This window comes from Acinetobacter sp. YH01022, from assembly GCF_013420235.1.
GTDB lineage: Bacteria > Pseudomonadota > Gammaproteobacteria > Pseudomonadales > Moraxellaceae > Acinetobacter.
In genome coordinates this window covers 1-15303 of sequence record NZ_VOYP01000011.1, presented here as the reverse complement: position 1 = coordinate 15303, position 15303 = coordinate 1, and the positions used below count along the sequence as shown (strand labels likewise).

Genomic DNA, 15303 nt, shown 5'->3' with positions numbered 1-15303 from the left:
CGGCATATTGTCTATTAACGAATAATCATACATGTTGCAGTGGCGTCGGCTTAAAGTTTGACTTCTTTATCTACAATTTTACCTTCAGTAATCTCCAGGTTTTATGGATATTGATGATGGTTCCTGTGGCAACCAGTTGTTGATCTTGAGGAGTAGGGTGGCACATTTTGATATTTAAATCGATGGTGCCATAACCCACACCTGCTTCCAGCATACTGTGAACGGCACAACCAGTAACGGAATCCAGTACGGTTGCTGCAAAACCGCCGTGTATGCCCCCTAAAGGGTTTAAATGACGGTTATCCGCTTTCACTTTGAAATGAATCGTGCCTTCCGAAACTTCATAAGGTTGCATGGAAACGGTTTCACTCATTGAGGGTGCTGGAATTCTGCCATTACACATGGCTTGTAAAAGTTGCAGTCCAGTCATTTCTTTGGGATTCATTGTTATTATTTCCTTATTGATTTATAAGTTACAAAAAGGAACTTGATGTTTGAATTAGCGGTGTTGATCAAAACCGTCAAGAAACATTCAGCAGGTTGTAGGGAAATAAAATTTATTGAATGAGCAAAAGAATAGAAAATTATTGAAGCATAAAACTAAGCCTACTATCTCTCGTGCTATAAAAATTTGCCAAAGGATAAGTTGAGAGTCACTTGCAGTGGTTTGTAAAGATTGAATGTTGATCATCAAGTGCGTGTGGATCATTGTTATGTATCTCCAGAATTTTGCTCATGTGTATTTTTTATAAATTGAATCAGCAAATCTCTATGGATTTAAAAAGCTAGATTGGCTATATCTAAAGCAGGTTGTTGATAGGGACGCTCAACCATGCTGTTTAAAATCATGATTGCCATGCTGGCTTTTGCTGCCAATTCGGTTTTATGCCGTTTGGCATTGGCAGGCCAGCAAATCGACCCGATGAGTTTCAGCTTGATTCGTGTCTGTAGTGGTGCTGTCGTTTTATTGGCGCTTTACCTGTTTTCTACACAAAAAGCCAAAATTGAGTGGAGTGTTAAAAACGGTTTTTTTCTGGCGCTGTATATAGTCGCTTTTTCACTGGCTTATTTACATATAGATGCCGGTGTCGGGGCATTGCTGTTATTTGGCACTGTTCAGCTCAGTATGGTCGGTTATGGTCTATGTCATGGTGAAAAAATCAATCTGCACCGTGGTGCCGGGTTGTGTATTGCGATTATCGGCATTTTCATTCTCTTGCTTCCGGGTGCAGATGCTCCAAATTTGGTTTATGCAGCCATTATGGTGCTTTCAGGAATAGGCTGGGCGATGTACAGCATTGCGGGCAAAAATATGCAAAACCCCTTGGCCAGTACATTAGCCAATTTTGTCATGGCGATTCCTTTTGTCTTGCTGGCTTACGCTGCGTTTTATGCACACAGCTTTACACAGCCTCAAGGTGTCCTTTTGGCAGTGCTGTCAGGCGGTTTGGCCTCAAGTGGTGCCTATGTGTTGTGGTATGTCATTGTGAAACAGATTGACCGTGTGACGGCCAGCAGTGTGCAGCTCTCTGTGCCGTGTTTGGCGATAATGGGTGGCGCGCTGTTTATTGGTGAGACTTTAAGTTGGCGGATGATCATGTCTGCCATCATTGTTTTAGCAGGAATTTCCTTGGTGATTAGAACTATGCCTGATCAGACGCATGCGCCAAGCACATTGAAATAATTAAAATATGTTTAAAGCAGAATTAATCTGGATATTTTTTAAGTTTAAAAAGATAAATCCTGAAATAGAAAAAAACCCACGAAATTCGCGGGTTTTTTTTTAAATCTTACTTTAGAAAAAGCAGATTATTTTTCAGCAGCAATTGAAGCAATCGCAGCGTCAACACCTTCGATTGAATCAGCAGCTTTCTTGATACGTGCAAGCGCATCTACCAGTACTTCGTCAGCAGTCGCATAAGAAATACGCATGTAACCGCCCAGACCGAATGCATCACCAGGAACAACGGCAACACCAGTTTCTTCCAATAACCATGCAGAGAATTCTGTGCAAGATTTTAAACCTTTCGCACGAATTAATGGACGAATGTTGGCATAGGCATAGAATGCACCATCAGCTGGAAGGCAAGTAATACCGTTGATGTCATTCAAGCCTTTTACAACTAAGTCATGACGGCGTTTGAAAGCTTCAACCATTGGCTCAAGAACGTCTTGAGGACCGTTCAATGCAGCTTCAGCAGCAACTTGTGAAATGGAAGTCGGGTTAGAAGTGGATTGAGACTGGATTTTTTTCATCGCACCAATCAGTTTAGCAGGGCCCGCTGCATAGCCAATACGCCAGCCAGTCATTGCATAAGCTTTAGATACACCGTTCAGTACAATTACGCGGTCGTAAAGGTCTGGAGCAATAGTGGCGATGTTGTAGAATTCGTCGTCCCAACGGATTGGTTCGTACATGTCATCAGAAGCCACGAGAACTTCTGGGTATTTGCGAAGTACTTCAGCCAAAGCTTCAAGTTCAGCTTTAGTGTAGATCATACCAGTCGGGTTAGATGGGCTGTTCAATACCACTAAACGGGTTTTGTCAGTGATAGCAGCTTCTAATTGAGCAGGTGTGATTTTGAAACGTTGTTCTTCACCACATTTCACTACAACAGGCACGCCTTCAGCAATGAGTACCATGTCTGGATAGCTTACCCAGTATGGCGCAGGGATGATCACTTCATCACCTTTATTTAACAAAGCAAGTGCCAAGTTAAAGAATGACTGTTTACCACCGCAAGAAACCAGAATCTGGTTTGCTGCATAGTCAAGATTATTATCACGTTTTAATTTCGCAATAATTGCTTTTTTAAGACCTGGAGTACCGTCAACAGCGGTGTATTTGGTGAAACCGTTGTTAATAGCTGCAATTGCTGCATCTTTGATGTGTTGTGGGGTGTCAAAATCTGGTTCACCTGCACCCAAACCAATTACGTTTTTACCAGCAGCTTTAAGTTCGGCAGCTTTGTTGGTAACAGCAAGTGTAGGGGACGGTTTGATGGCATTTACACGATCAGAGAGACGTACGTCCACGGCAGTATTCCTTCTTATAGGGATTAAAAAATAAAAAAGCACACTATCTTAGCTTAAATTGCGCCAAAAAGGGGAGGTCGAATATAGCAATATTGGAAAAAAGTATTTAATCCGGTTGAATCAGCTGAGCATTAACAATTAATCATTAAATATTTAGTCTGAATAAAAGGCCTGAGAATGACTAAAAAATGGCGGTAAAAGTGATAATTAAATGTGAATGACTAAGTGAAAAAGAACACTACAATTAGATGGTGTACTATTTAATTGTAGTGTGTGGAGTGTTAGCAAGTTGTCACAAAAACTAAACATCAATAAGCATAATTCAGATCGGTATAATCATTTAAGGATTTTTGCAGATGGGTATTAATGAACTCATGTACATCAGCAGTGGTCATTGGTTGCCCCTGTTTGGTAATGACATGTTCAATCGGCTGCTGACCTTGAGCAGTAATGGTATAAACGAAATTACGCGTCACTTTATAACCTGTTTCTTCTTTTAGAATGCAAGTCACATACCGATAGCTATGCTCAAAGTTTAAATCGGTATGTGAAAATACAAACTGATCAAACAGTTTCATATTTTGACCATCAGCCAAAGCTTTGAGTTCATCCACAATGCTGGCACTAAATTTCATGCCGTAACGTTCAGAGATAGGCTTGTGATCAATCAGTAGTGAAACGGTGTCATCATCATTTTGGGTTATGGTGACATTGCTAAAATCGGACATGAAAAATCCCTGTGTTAAATTGAACTGTGCTGCAGTATGTGGAAAATAAAGTGAAAATCAATTGAGTGTGGTACAGATTTTTAGCAAAACGTTCAAATAAAGACCACTTTAAATAAAAATGGCTACAAAAACAGTAGCCATTTAAATTAATTTGAAATGAACTTATTGATTAAAGCGGGACAGGTCTTCTTCAGGACGGGCAGTCAATACTTCAACACCGGTTTTTGTCACTAAAAGGGTGTGTTCATATTGTGCGGACAAGCTATGATCTTTGGTCACCACCGTCCATTTGTCACCTAAGATTTTGGTTTTCCAGTCGCCAGCGTTTACCATCGGTTCAATGGTAAAGGTCATGCCTTCTTCAAGCACCATACCGGTATTGGGTTGACCATAATGCAAAACTTGCGGTTCGTCGTGGAATACGGTGCCAATACCATGACCACAATATTCACGTACGACGCCAAAGCGTTCTGATTCAACATATTTCTGGATGGCATTGCCAATATCACCAATGGTAGAACCTGGTTTTACCGTCGCAATACCGAGGTACATGGCTTCTTGAGCCACTTTGCATAAACGATCGGCAAGAATTGAAGTTTCACTGCCGACGATATACATCATATTGGTGTCGCCGTGATAGCCGTCTTTAATGACAGTGACATCAATATTCAGAATATCGCCTTTTTTCAGGATTTTGCTTGCAGATGGAATGCCGTGACACACTACGTGGTTGACGGAAGTACAAATGACATGCTGGAATGCCGGGCGGCCGGGTGCTGCACCATAACCAAGACAGGCAGGAATGGCATCCTGTTTATTGACGATATAATCGTGGCAGATGGTATCCAGTTCGAGTGTAGAGACACCCGGTTTGATATGCGGTTTGATCATATCCAAAACTTCTGCCGCCAGTCGACCCGCCACACGCATTTTTTCAATTTCTTCAGGGGTTTTAATGAGTCGACGAGGAGCTTCGTAAGTACTGTTCATGATCTTTAAAAACTTTTGGAAATTTGTGTGTGACTATGGTATAAATAGCCGCCCATTTTATCAAATGCTTTTTCGTGAATAAATTTCACGGGCTTTGTGCGATGGGGCAATAAAATCCGCACATATATCGACACATTTCTCTGGGTGCTCGCAAGAGTGGAGAATGCGGATATATGGAGGCCTAACCCAAACTTTAAGGTAAAGAAAATGGCAGATTACAACGTAAGCATGCGCGACCTTCTTCAAGCAGGCGCTCACTTCGGTCACCAAACTCGTTTCTGGAACCCAAAGATGCGCGAATACATCTTTGGTGCGCGTAACAAAATTCACATCATCAACCTTGAGCACACTGTTCCTGCGTTAAATGATGCTTTGAACTTTGTTAACAATCTTGCAAGCAAAAAGAACAAAGTATTGTTTGTTGGTACTAAACGTGCTGCTTCTAACATCATTCGTGAACAAGCTCAACGCGCTGGTCAACCATACGTAGACCACCGCTGGTTAGGTGGTATGTTGACGAACTGGAAAACACTTCGCCAATCTATCAACCGTTTAAAAGATCTTCAAACTCAATCTACTGACGGTACTTTTGCTAAACTTACTAAACGTGAAGCTTTAGAACGTACTCGTGAAATGGAAAAACTTGAACGTGCTTTAGGCGGCGTTAAAAACATGGGTGGTTTACCTGACGCATTATTCGTAATTGACGTTGACCACGAATCAATCGCGATTAAAGAAGCTAAAAACTTGGGTATTCCTGTAATCGGTATCGTTGATACAAACTCTAACCCAGACAACGTAGATTACGTTATTCCTGGTAACGACGATGCGATCCGTGCGGTTACACTTTACGCTTCTGCTATGGCTGATGCTATCCTTGCTGGTAAAGAGTACGCTCAATCACAAGCAAATGCTCAAGCTAAAGGCGAAGAAGCTGCTAAAGAAGCTCCAGAGGCTTAATGCGTTTTGACGCAGAATTGTCATTTTTGCGACATGTAACCGTGGCAAATTAAGCGTCAAGAAAGCGAAACGGTCCAGAGAACACTTTGGGCCGTTTTTGTTGAACAGATTCATTTTTCTACCGTATTTAGGAGAATAACATGACTGCAGTTACTGCGAGCATGGTAAAAGAATTGCGTGACCGTACTGGTTTAGCAATGATGGAATGTAAAAAAGCATTAACAGAAGCGAACGGTGACATCGAATTAGCGATTGATAACCTTCGTAAATCTGGTCAAGCAAAAGCAGCTAAAAAAGCTGGCAACATTGCTGCTGATGGTGCAATCACTATCGTTCAAGAAGGCAATAAAGCTATTCTTGTAGAAGTAAACTGCCAAACTGACTTCGTTGCTAAAGACGAAAACTTTGCTGGTTTCTCGACTAAAGTTGCTGCTGCTGCGCTTGCTGCAAATGAAACTGATGCTGCTAAAATTGCTGAATTGAAACTTGAAGATGGTTCAACTGTTGAAGAAGCGCGTATTGCTCTTGTTCAAAAAATCGGTGAAAACATCCAAGTACGTCGTGCGAAAATTGTTGAAGGCGAAAACCTTGCAGTTTACAAACACGGTTTAAAAATTGGTGTTGTTGTATCTTACAACGGTGATGCTGCTACTGGTAAAGGTATTGCGATGCACGTTGCTGCGTTCAACCCAGTTGCTGTAACTGCGGAAGGCGTATCTGCTGATCTTATCGCTAAAGAAAAAGAAATTGCTGAAGCGAAAGCATTGGAATCAGGTAAACCTGCAAACATCGTTGAAAAAATGGTAACTGGTTCAGTTGAAAAATACTTGAACGAAGTTGTTCTTGAGCGTCAAATGTACGTAATCGACAACGACAAGAAAGTTGCTGATGTTCTTAAATCAACTGCTACTACAGTTGCTCAATTCGTTCGCTTTGAAGTGGGTGAAGGTATTGAGAAAAAAGCTGAACTTTCTTTCGCTGAAGAAGTTGCTGCTGCTCAAGCTGCTGCAAAATAATCTCTGATTATTTGCAAAAAAAAGCCCCGTTTGGGGCTTTTTTTATGCAGAGTTTAGAATTATGAGAGAGCAATAAAGATGGTGAACAAAGCCTAGATGGGCATCGATGCCATTATTCTTGTTTTAGTTGCTGTCTATTTTGGTATTGATTTACAACAACGGCAAAATCCTTTAAATCAATTGCTCCGCAATTCAAAAGCACATACTGAAATTTTATCGAAATCACAATTTCAGAAAGCCTCTCTAGATTCGAAAGCATCAAATTTTCAAATTCCAAATGATGATGCAAAAATTCAACAGGTCTTTCAAACACAAAAAAACAATATACAGCTCCAGTCAAGCGGAACAGTCAAAGTGGTTTTAGGGGATGATAACAACGGCTCACGTCAGCAAAAGTTTATTCTACAATTGCAGAATGGCCTAACCGTGTTAGTGGCTCATAATATTGATTTAAATCCCCGCATTGATGGATTGCAAAAGGGAGATACGGTCGGGTTCTATGAAGAATAGGAGTACTCTGAAAAAGGTGGGTTAATTTACTGGATTACTCACGCTCCACAATAATGATATGCGGAAGGATGGTTGAAATAAAAAGGGAGAACCTATCAATAAAGGTCCTTTAGAAGGCTAAAACGATAAGTGCTTTTAAATTGCGTTGTTTTGCGATTTTTGGCGGGTTTAAAATTTTGGTGGTAGTTCGATTATGTAGGCATTCATGCATCATATGCGGCCAATCAGGAGGAATTCGAGATATTTAAACAAGGAAGACTTTTTTCTCTCGACTTTATGGCTATAAAATTGCCCGATTCAGGCTAAAATGAAAAGCTCAATATAAAATCCTGTTCCTATAGGCAAAATAAAAATCAGCCACGCCATGATTAGAATGAGAGCAGCCATTGCGACAGCAAGGACTAAGTTTATTCGTGTAAAAAGACCAAGCTTAAGATCAAAATTAAGGCGGTGATTAACGCACTGAAATGAGCAAGAGCAATGATCGAAAATAAAATAGCGAGCACATAAGCTCAGTGAAGGACTTTGTTAATTTTGTTCTGATGGTTTTCTCTATATTCATTCAACCATTCTGTTATAGCTTTCCTCGTTTACTCCGGCTTTTTGTTGATGAACATCCATCAATCCATGCTTTATTCTTGTAAAGATAAAATATAAACCAGACAGCAGTCCTCACATGAGCGGCTTAGTAATATTTGTTTGTAAAGGATGGGTGATGTTGGGGTGTTGTGAACAAGATTGAGGAGATGGGTACTTTTGGTCAGGCATTAAAAAAGCCACAAGAAGTGGCTTTTGTGTCAAATGTATCAGGAGTCTGGCAAGCTCTTATGAATTTGGACCATCCACACGTTCGATGTTTACTTTTGCACTACCTGCATTAGTAATACCAAGTTGTTTTGCAGCACCATAAGATAAGTCTAGAACACGGTTACCATGGAATGGACCACGGTCGTTCACTTTTACCACTACGCTCTTACCATTGTTTTTATTGGTTACGCGAATATAGCAGTTCAATGGCAGGCTACGGTGAGCTGCAGTTAAACCATTCATATCGAAAGTTTCACCACTTGCAGTTTTACGGCCATGGAACTGACGACCGTACCAAGAAGCTGCACCAGTTTGGCTAAATTTACGTACTGTATTCGATGCAACAGTATTTAGCTTTTCAATCACTGAAGGCTCGTCTGTAGGGATTTCAATTTTTGCTGCAATCGTTTGGCGACGAATTTTATCACCAGAACGTTCAGCGATTGAAAGACTATTTAAATTTGAAAAGTGAGAATTAAAATTTTGAGCATCTTTATTTAATACACGCGTGGCCAAGCGGGAGTTGTCACTATCGGTATTAAATGATGACTGCACCAATTCTGCTTGAGACTGACTCAGGGCAAAGGTGGTGGTTAAGGCTAAAATATACTTTATCGAGGAATGCATTATTAAACTCCTAAAGACTGCTCTTTTATCTCAATTAAGCGATTGAAATAAAAGCGATCAAGTCTGTTAATTCTCTTTTGCAACTACATTTGACGAGATGGATAATATTCATGCCAAGCTAAAGCTGTCTACTTTTTAATTAAAATAATTACAAAAAGTACAGAAAATCATCATTTTTAGATTAAAATTTAATCAATATTGTAACATAATATTTAAAACGTCCATTTTATAAACAATTTAGTAAAAATAAATCTTGACTTTAGTATTATTTGGTAAAAACCAGTCTTAACGGCTGACGATTTCGTTACCTAATTGCCATACCGCTGTAGCATACATGCGACTCTTGTTGTAGGTCGTAATGACCTGAAAATTTGGATAGGTAATATAATAAATCGGGCCATAACTATCTTGAAGTTGAATAATATTTACCATATCCAGATCATCAATTTGTACAATCGGATTGATCGGTGTGATGCCTTGATTTTTTAAAGCGCCATATGGTGTTGGCTGTTCCAAATCTTTTGCAATAACTGAGTCTGGATTATTCCCTGTATAGCGGGCGGCAAAGCCGATGGGTTGATTGCGTTGCCATCCATATTGTGCCAAGTAGTTGGCAATAGAACCAATAGCATCTACGGCAGAATTTCTTAAGTCAATATGTCCATTGCCATCATAGTCCACGCCCATTTTGCTAATGTTGCTCGGCATGAATTGAGGATAACCAATCGCTCCAGCATAAGAGCCAACGACTGAGCTGGCAGGTACTCCATCTTTATAGGTCCATGCAATCAGTGCAGCAAGCTCATCCTGGAAATACTGGGCACGTCGCTCATAGCCGAAGCCTAAGGTTGCTAGGGCATCACGGGTAATGAAATTACCTTTATTGGCACCAAAACCGGTTTCTACCCCTAAAATCCCTAAAATGATCGATTGCGGTACACCAAACTGCTGTTCAGCGCGGTTTAAAGTATCGGCATACTGAGCTTTGAAACGTACCCCACGCTGAATGGTGCTTTCCGCCATAAAATTGGTTTTATATTCATACCAGGGTTTACTTTCACCAGGGCGGTTCATGATATTGATGATATTAGGCAGGTTTTTTGAGCCATTCATGGCCCAATCGACCTGTTCTGCACTCAAGCTATAAGTTTGCATGGTTTGTTGTCTAAAGCTGTTATATGCGGGGTGATTATAAAAATCGTTGGCTTGACAGAAGCTGGTGATGGAAAGTGCACCGAGAAGTAAAGGAAGACGTTTAATGCTGTTATAAAAGTTGATACTTAACATATTACTCAAAGTTCCAAAAACATAATCAGTGTGTGTAAATTGACATCACGACGCTAAAAGACGGTATTACAAATATAGTGACCAAAAATCCATTTCATGAAAGATAACGGAATTTTTCAAGTGGTTAAGATAGCATTGACCAAGGCTGTATCCACAAGTTCATATACAAAAAAAGACAAAGAACGTTATTTGTTGCATAAATCCATGTATTTGATGCCAGTTCTTTGAACTGTACTGTGTATACTCAGCAGAAGAACTGCAAATTAAAGTTCAGTCTGCTTGAGCTGATCCAGTTCGGTTCTTTATATTGTTTGCAATGATACGTTTTATATAAGCCCAGAATATGAAATTTAGTAGTGATTTTGCATTATCAGGAAGTGTTTGTCTGAAAAAACATCAGAACATTGTATCTGGTTGGATGGATGCTTAATTGTAATAAATCATCTAATATTTACCAGTCAGCTAAAAATATGTTCTGTTATGGCTTCTTTGTATCAGATTGCTAAAAAAGTCTATTTGAAAACAAAATTTAGAAGAATTCCTGCTTTTTTATCTCTTATTCAAGCATGCAAGAATCTGCTTGCTAGACAACCATCTTACAAGTTCATAAATTGAAATTTTTCTTGATGATTGTTGCTATAAAAAACATGAAAGAGATAAAAATTTAAGCCCTAAAATAGTATAAAAAGTGAATTAATCACGATTTAATTTTGCTCAACACTTTATATTGAAATTATTTGTATAAATGATTGAGGCAGAGATCATAAAGTCTTTTCTGAAATTTATATAATACCCAGTACATCTATAAATTTGATCAAGACAAATACCCACAAAGACAGTAGTGCTGCACTTATGGTTTGGGAATAAAATTTTGCAATAAAAAACCTGGCGATTGCCAGGTTTTAGATCATGTTAAATGTGCTCAAGAATGAAATAAGGTATCGTGATATTCAGCCAGTACCAATAACTCACCTTTAGTTAGATGCGGAATGATTTTTTCCACAGCAATATGTACGGCTTTAATCACTGCAGCAGAACCCAGATCGGCAGCTTTACGCTTGATCATGCCCAAATCTAGGGTTTTATTAAAGTCATTCATGAAATGACGCACGGTCGCTTCAGCAAACTGCTTATAAAGTTCAGTTAAGACTGCTTTATTTACCTCATTGCCTGCTTTAATTTCCGCATAACTATTTTTAAGATTGGTCACCAGACTGGCATCTAATGGTTCACCTACACGGAAATTGCCAGCTGCATCTTTAAACAGGCTTTTTTGTGAAAACTCAATGGATTGTTTTACTACATCATTGGAGGATTTACTCAACAACTGTTTCAATAAAACTGCAACGGTTGATTTGACATAACCGGCCAGTTTTTCAGCGGTATCACGTTTATCACTGGCTGGGAAACGACGCACAAGCTCAGTCAAAATAGCATCAATGATTTCATCATTGATCAGCAATGCAGTCTTGTCGCGTAAAGGGTATAGCGGTTCGCTGGAATTTTTCTTTTCCTGACCTGTTTGAATACTTGTTAATAATTCTGCAGAAGGAATAAAACCAAAAAATGGCATGTTAAACAACCTCAATATTCTTCATTTTATTGTCGCGCCAAACGAATGGGGCGAGGCATCCATGTCGCATCGGATACACGGCAAGGGTTGATGTCTAATCCGCCACGACGTGTATAAGTTGCATATACCATCAGTTTTTCCGGCGCAAGGTTTTGCCAGATGTCGGCAAACATCTGTTCCACGCATTGTTCGTGGAAACCGTTATGCTGACGGTAGGAAATAATATAAGCTAAAATACTGCGATAACAAGGTTTTTTACCCTGATAACGTATAAAAACTGTGCCCCAGTCTGGCTGGCCGGTGACTGGACAGTTACTGCGGAGTAAATGTGAATAAAGTTGTACTTCAACTTGTTCACTATTTTCTGTGTCTAATGTTAATAAACTCGCATCTGGATGGTTTTCCAGGCGTTCAGGGCTTAAATCATCAATACAGATTCCTTCAGGTTTGGAAATATCCAGATCATCTACCTGAAATAAAGTCAGCGTGACCGGTGCACCTGCCGCAGCAGATAAATCTTTTTCGACCGTTGCAATAAATGCTTCTTTTGAATCGAATTGGGTAAAGTTCATACTATTAAAGTAGAGCTTGAGAGATTTTGATTCGATCAGGTTGGGTGAGGATGCCGGCAGAGTGATACGACCAATCGCCACCTGAGGAATGCCAGCCGCATTTAACCAGGAAATTTCAAAAACATGCCACCAGTCTTTGCCGTGTTGAATGCCTTCAACATGGGCGTATTTTTCACGCGCAGTGGCACGTGAAATTGGAAACAGAATATCGGGTTGATATTCTGTTGGATAATTGGTGTCTTTACCTAATAGAGAATGTTCTACACTCATTATTCACGCATTCCTGAACCACGAGAAAGTAAATAGTAAGCTATACCGTAAAGTACGGCACAACATAAGGTAATTACAGTCAATGAAATGGAAACATTGACATCACTATGACCTAAAATGCCGAAACGGAAGGCATTCACCATATATACAATCGGGTTAATTAAAGAGAGATTTTGCCAAAATGGACTTAAAGCACTAATGGCATAGAATACACCACCTAAATAGGTCAGTGGAGTCAGTACAAAAGTGGGGATAATCGAAATATCATCAAATGATTTTGCATAAACAGCATTAATAAAACCGCCTAATGAAAATAAGAATGACGTAATCAGCACGGTATATATAGTGACGAACCAGTTGGTAATATATAAGTCAGTAAAGAACAGGCTCATTGCAGTGACAATTATACCAACCAAGGCACCACGGCAAACACCACCAATTACATAGCCCCACAAAATCATGTGCAGCGGTACAGGACTCATAATTAGTTCTTCAATGCTTTTCTGGAATTTGGCACTAAAGAAACTGGAGGAGACATTGGCATAACTGTTAGTGATCACCGCCATCATAATCAAGCCGGGTACAATAAACTGCATGTAGCTAAAGCCACCCATTGTGCCAATCCGTGAACCGACCAAATTGCCAAAAATCACGAAATACAAACTCATGGTAATGGCAGGTGGCAATAAGGTTTGTGGCCAGATGCGCATGAAGCGACGCACTTCTTTATGTACCAGGGTATAGAGCGCAACACTGAGTTGATTGAAGTTCATTGCGCGGCTCCTTCAAGATTTTTTTCCACCATTTTTACAAAGATTTCTTCCAGACGGTTCGACTTGTTACGCATACTGCGTACTTGAATGCCTTGTGCTTCCAGCAGTTGGAACAGTTCATTCAAGGTATGTGCCTTGTCCATGGTGACTTCTAAGGTCACTGGATCAATTAAATTAAAACGCACGCCAATAATATCCAGATGGATGGGTTGAATCGGTTCGACCAGGTCAAAAATAAAGGATTCTTCACTCAGCTGGTTTAAGAAAGATTTCATGCTAGTATCTTCCTTAATCACACCACGGTCGATAATGGCAATGCGACGGCATAGCATTTCAGCTTCTTCTAGATAATGCGTAGTCAGAATAATTGATGTACCTTTTTCGTTCATTTCAGTGAGGAAGTCCCACATGGAACGACGTAATTCAATATCCACACCGGCAGTCGGTTCATCTAAAATGAGCAGCCGGGGTTGATGCATCATGGCACGGGCGATCATCAAACGGCGTTTCATTCCGCCAGAAAGCATGCGTGCCTGTATGCCACGTTTTTCCCATAGGCCTAATTTTTCCAAATATTCTTCAGCCCGGCTTTCTGCAATTTTTTTAGGAATACCGTAATAGCCGGCTTGAGTCACCAAAATATCAAAGGTTTTTTCAAACTGACCAAAGTTGAATTCTTGAGGTACGACACCCAGGCATTGTTTGGCTTCTGAAGGGTGGGTATCCAGATTATGGCCAAAAATTTCCACTGTACCGGAGGTTTTTTTGGTCAGTGAGCTAATGATGCTAATGGTGGTTGATTTACCCGCACCATTTGGACCAAGGAGGGCATAAAACTCACCTTCAGGTACCGTTAGGTTGATTCCTTTTAGTGCTTGAAAACCGTTACGATAGGTTTTGGATACGTCCCTCAAGGTCAATGCATCAGTCATGAAATTCTCACCTGGTGAATAGTAGGAGTATTGTGAGTGATCTTGCTGAATAAACCAAGTAAATAAGCAGGAATTGTCTGTTGCAATAATGGAACATTGCTCAAAGTATAAGCACAAAAAGTGATGACTTATATATAGTTGCTTTACCTTACCGTTTTTTTTGTTATGATGTGCATCGCGCGCTCATAGCTCAACTGGATAGAGTACAGGTCTCCGAAGCCTGTGGCGTGGGTTCGAGTCCCGCTGAGCGCACCAAATCAATAGCTAAACATACAAAAATATATTCTGAAAGCCTTTAAATATAAGGCTTTATAATAAAAATATAGCAGAATATAACAAAATAAATAAGGATATAGTTGCAAGTTATAAGGATATATATGAGGATATATTCGATTCTATCCACTTTTGTATCCTTATTCTGACTATGGCCAAGCACATAACACCGCTCTCAGATTCCAAATGCACAAGCGCCAAGCCACAAGATAAAGACTATTCTTTATACGATGGACAGGGCTTAATTCTATTTGTCAGAAAAAGTGGCACTAAGGTATGGCGATATAAATATAAAAAAGCCAATGGTAAAGATGGATTGATGACATTGGGCAACTTTCCAGCACTAAGCCTAAAGTCAGCAAGGGATAAACGCCGCGAATATGAAAAGTTATTGGCACAGGGTACAGATCCAATCGAATATGAAGAAATCCAAAAGTATAAAAAGGACAACTCATTTAGTTTTGAAGCCATAGCCCGGGACTGGCACAAGGAATACAGCAATACAGGCAGATGGATACCCGATACTGAACCGTACCGGGTTTGTCGGAGACCAAACTTTCTGAGAGAATGTCCCGATGAAAAAAGTAAAATATACCCCTGAAATCAGAGATAGAGCGGTTCAATTATTGATTGAATCCGAAAAAGATTATCCATCGAATTGGGCTGCGATCACGGCTATTGCGCCTAAGATTGGTTGTACGCCTGAAACTCTACGTATTTGGTATCAAAAATATTTAGATAAACAAAACCCAATTAAAGTACAGCAACTTTCAGATCAAGAACGTATTAAACAACTCGAACGTGAAAATAAAGAACTGCAATGTGCTAACGAAATTCTACGTAAAGCAGCCGCTTTTTTCGCCCAGGCGGAGCTCGACCGCCCACACAAATAATGGTGGATTTTATCCATAACAATAAAGCGTTATATGGTGTTGAGGCGATTTGTAGA

The 15303-nt window shown here is 40.0% G+C and carries 12 protein-coding genes, 1 tRNA gene, 5 pseudogenes and 1 other annotated feature; of the genes and pseudogenes, 7 read left to right on the top strand and 11 right to left on the bottom strand.

Annotation, left to right across the window (positions count from 1 at the left end; translation table 11 throughout):
• Window positions 1-50 precede the first annotated feature (50 nt).
• Window positions 51-445 (bottom strand): annotated as a pseudogene (locus FTT87_RS05565) (PaaI family thioesterase).
• Window positions 446-832: 387 nt separating this feature from the next.
• On the opposite strand from FTT87_RS05565, the gene FTT87_RS05560 reads away from it, so the two are divergent.
• Window positions 833-1684 (top strand): DMT family transporter, encoded by an 852-nt coding sequence (locus tag FTT87_RS05560; RefSeq protein WP_180042696.1) that lies wholly within the window; start codon window positions 833-835, stop codon window positions 1682-1684.
• 125 nt (window positions 1685-1809) lie between these two features.
• Here FTT87_RS05560 and FTT87_RS05555 read toward each other — a convergent pair whose 3' ends face one another.
• From FTT87_RS05555 to map, 3 genes are all read right to left on the bottom strand, one after another.
• Entirely contained in the window at window positions 1810-3036 is a 1227-nt protein-coding gene (locus FTT87_RS05555; protein ID WP_086194996.1) for a pyridoxal phosphate-dependent aminotransferase, read from the bottom strand.
• Window positions 3037-3344: 308 nt separating this feature from the next.
• Window positions 3345-3764 carry a hypothetical protein gene (locus FTT87_RS05550; protein ID WP_180081151.1) on the bottom strand — a complete coding sequence of 140 codons (420 nt, stop codon included), beginning with the start codon at window positions 3762-3764 and terminating at the stop codon, window positions 3345-3347.
• Window positions 3765-3926: 162 nt separating this feature from the next.
• Window positions 3927-4754, bottom strand: coding sequence for a type I methionyl aminopeptidase (gene map, locus FTT87_RS05545; protein WP_180044554.1), 828 nt, complete (start codon window positions 4752-4754; stop codon window positions 3927-3929).
• Between the two features lie 207 nt (window positions 4755-4961).
• On the opposite strand from map, the gene rpsB reads away from it, so the two are divergent.
• From rpsB to FTT87_RS05530, 3 genes and pseudogenes are all read left to right on the top strand, one after another.
• Complete coding sequence (rpsB, locus tag FTT87_RS05540) at window positions 4962-5714, top strand: 30S ribosomal protein S2 (protein ID WP_086175302.1); 753 nt, start codon at window positions 4962-4964, stop codon at window positions 5712-5714.
• 140 nt (window positions 5715-5854) lie between these two features.
• On the top strand, window positions 5855-6730 hold the full coding sequence (gene tsf, locus FTT87_RS05535; protein ID WP_086194999.1) for a translation elongation factor Ts: 876 nt from the start codon (window positions 5855-5857) through the stop codon (window positions 6728-6730).
• A gap of 96 nt (window positions 6731-6826) precedes the next feature.
• Window positions 6827-7237, top strand: a pseudogene (locus FTT87_RS05530) (DUF3465 domain-containing protein); the annotation flags it as partial.
• A 213-nt stretch (window positions 7238-7450) separates the two neighbouring features.
• Here FTT87_RS05530 and FTT87_RS15970 read toward each other — a convergent pair.
• From FTT87_RS15970 to FTT87_RS05500, 7 genes and pseudogenes are all read right to left on the bottom strand, one after another.
• Window positions 7451-7818: pseudogene (locus tag FTT87_RS15970) on the bottom strand (Mpo1-like protein).
• A gap of 247 nt (window positions 7819-8065) precedes the next feature.
• Window positions 8066-8674 carry a septal ring lytic transglycosylase RlpA family protein gene (locus tag FTT87_RS05525; protein ID WP_200224315.1) on the bottom strand — a complete coding sequence of 203 codons (609 nt, stop codon included), beginning with the start codon at window positions 8672-8674 and terminating at the stop codon, window positions 8066-8068.
• A 285-nt stretch (window positions 8675-8959) separates the two neighbouring features.
• The gene (mltB, locus tag FTT87_RS05520) at window positions 8960-9961 is read right to left on the bottom strand and encodes a lytic murein transglycosylase B (RefSeq protein ID WP_180044552.1); all 1002 of its coding nucleotides are present in this window, start codon (window positions 9959-9961) and stop codon (window positions 8960-8962) included.
• A 922-nt stretch (window positions 9962-10883) separates the two neighbouring features.
• Entirely contained in the window at window positions 10884-11534 is a 651-nt protein-coding gene (locus tag FTT87_RS05515) for a hypothetical protein (RefSeq protein ID WP_180044599.1), read from the bottom strand.
• Window positions 11535-11560: 26 nt separating this feature from the next.
• A complete protein-coding gene (gene queF, locus FTT87_RS05510) occupies window positions 11561-12376 on the bottom strand; it encodes an NADPH-dependent 7-cyano-7-deazaguanine reductase QueF (protein WP_180044598.1) in 816 nt (271 codons plus the stop codon).
• The gene (locus FTT87_RS05505) at window positions 12376-13149 is read right to left on the bottom strand and encodes an ABC transporter permease (protein ID WP_086195004.1); all 774 of its coding nucleotides are present in this window, start codon (window positions 13147-13149) and stop codon (window positions 12376-12378) included. Before FTT87_RS05505 ends, queF begins: the two co-directional genes overlap by 1 nt.
• Window positions 13146-14081 carry an ABC transporter ATP-binding protein gene (locus FTT87_RS05500; protein WP_180044597.1) on the bottom strand — a complete coding sequence of 312 codons (936 nt, stop codon included), beginning with the start codon at window positions 14079-14081 and terminating at the stop codon, window positions 13146-13148. The genes FTT87_RS05505 and FTT87_RS05500 overlap by 4 nt, the downstream gene beginning before the upstream one ends.
• 179 nt (window positions 14082-14260) lie before the next feature.
• Here FTT87_RS05500 and FTT87_RS05495 point away from each other — a divergent pair.
• The 3 genes and pseudogenes from FTT87_RS05495 to FTT87_RS05485 form a co-directional block, all read left to right on the top strand.
• Window positions 14261-14336, top strand: a tRNA-Arg gene (locus tag FTT87_RS05495).
• A 169-nt stretch (window positions 14337-14505) separates the two neighbouring features.
• Window positions 14506-14880 (top strand): annotated as a pseudogene (locus FTT87_RS05490) (Arm DNA-binding domain-containing protein); the annotation flags it as partial.
• 49 nt (window positions 14881-14929) lie between these two features.
• Window positions 14930-15303, top strand: a pseudogene (locus FTT87_RS05485) (transposase); the annotation flags it as partial.
• Window positions 15205-15303, top strand: a sequence feature (AL1L pseudoknot). This feature is flagged as partial in the annotation. (Overlaps the previous pseudogene by 99 nt.)

What these genes read in the sequence shown, in the direction of transcription:
- map (WP_180044554.1), bottom strand. Translation starts at nt 4,754, where the DNA reads ATGAACAGTACTTACGAAGCTCCTCGTCGACTCATTAAAACCCCTGAA.
- FTT87_RS05525 (WP_200224315.1), bottom strand. Translation starts at nt 8,674, where the DNA reads ATGCATTCCTCGATAAAGTATATTTTAGCCTTAACCACCACCTTTGCC.
- FTT87_RS05550 (WP_180081151.1), bottom strand. Translation starts at nt 3,764, where the DNA reads ATGTCCGATTTTAGCAATGTCACCATAACCCAAAATGATGATGACACC.
- FTT87_RS05515 (WP_180044599.1), bottom strand. Translation starts at nt 11,534, where the DNA reads ATGCCATTTTTTGGTTTTATTCCTTCTGCAGAATTATTAACAAGTATT.
- FTT87_RS05500 (WP_180044597.1), bottom strand. Translation starts at nt 14,081, where the DNA reads ATGACTGATGCATTGACCTTGAGGGACGTATCCAAAACCTATCGTAAC.
- rpsB (WP_086175302.1), top strand. Translation starts at nt 4,962, where the DNA reads ATGGCAGATTACAACGTAAGCATGCGCGACCTTCTTCAAGCAGGCGCT.
- queF (WP_180044598.1), bottom strand. Translation starts at nt 12,376, where the DNA reads ATGAGTGTAGAACATTCTCTATTAGGTAAAGACACCAATTATCCAACA.
- FTT87_RS05505 (WP_086195004.1), bottom strand. Translation starts at nt 13,149, where the DNA reads ATGAACTTCAATCAACTCAGTGTTGCGCTCTATACCCTGGTACATAAA.
- tsf (WP_086194999.1), top strand. Translation starts at nt 5,855, where the DNA reads ATGACTGCAGTTACTGCGAGCATGGTAAAAGAATTGCGTGACCGTACT.
- mltB (WP_180044552.1), bottom strand. Translation starts at nt 9,961, where the DNA reads ATGTTAAGTATCAACTTTTATAACAGCATTAAACGTCTTCCTTTACTT.
- FTT87_RS05560 (WP_180042696.1), top strand. Translation starts at nt 833, where the DNA reads ATGCTGTTTAAAATCATGATTGCCATGCTGGCTTTTGCTGCCAATTCG.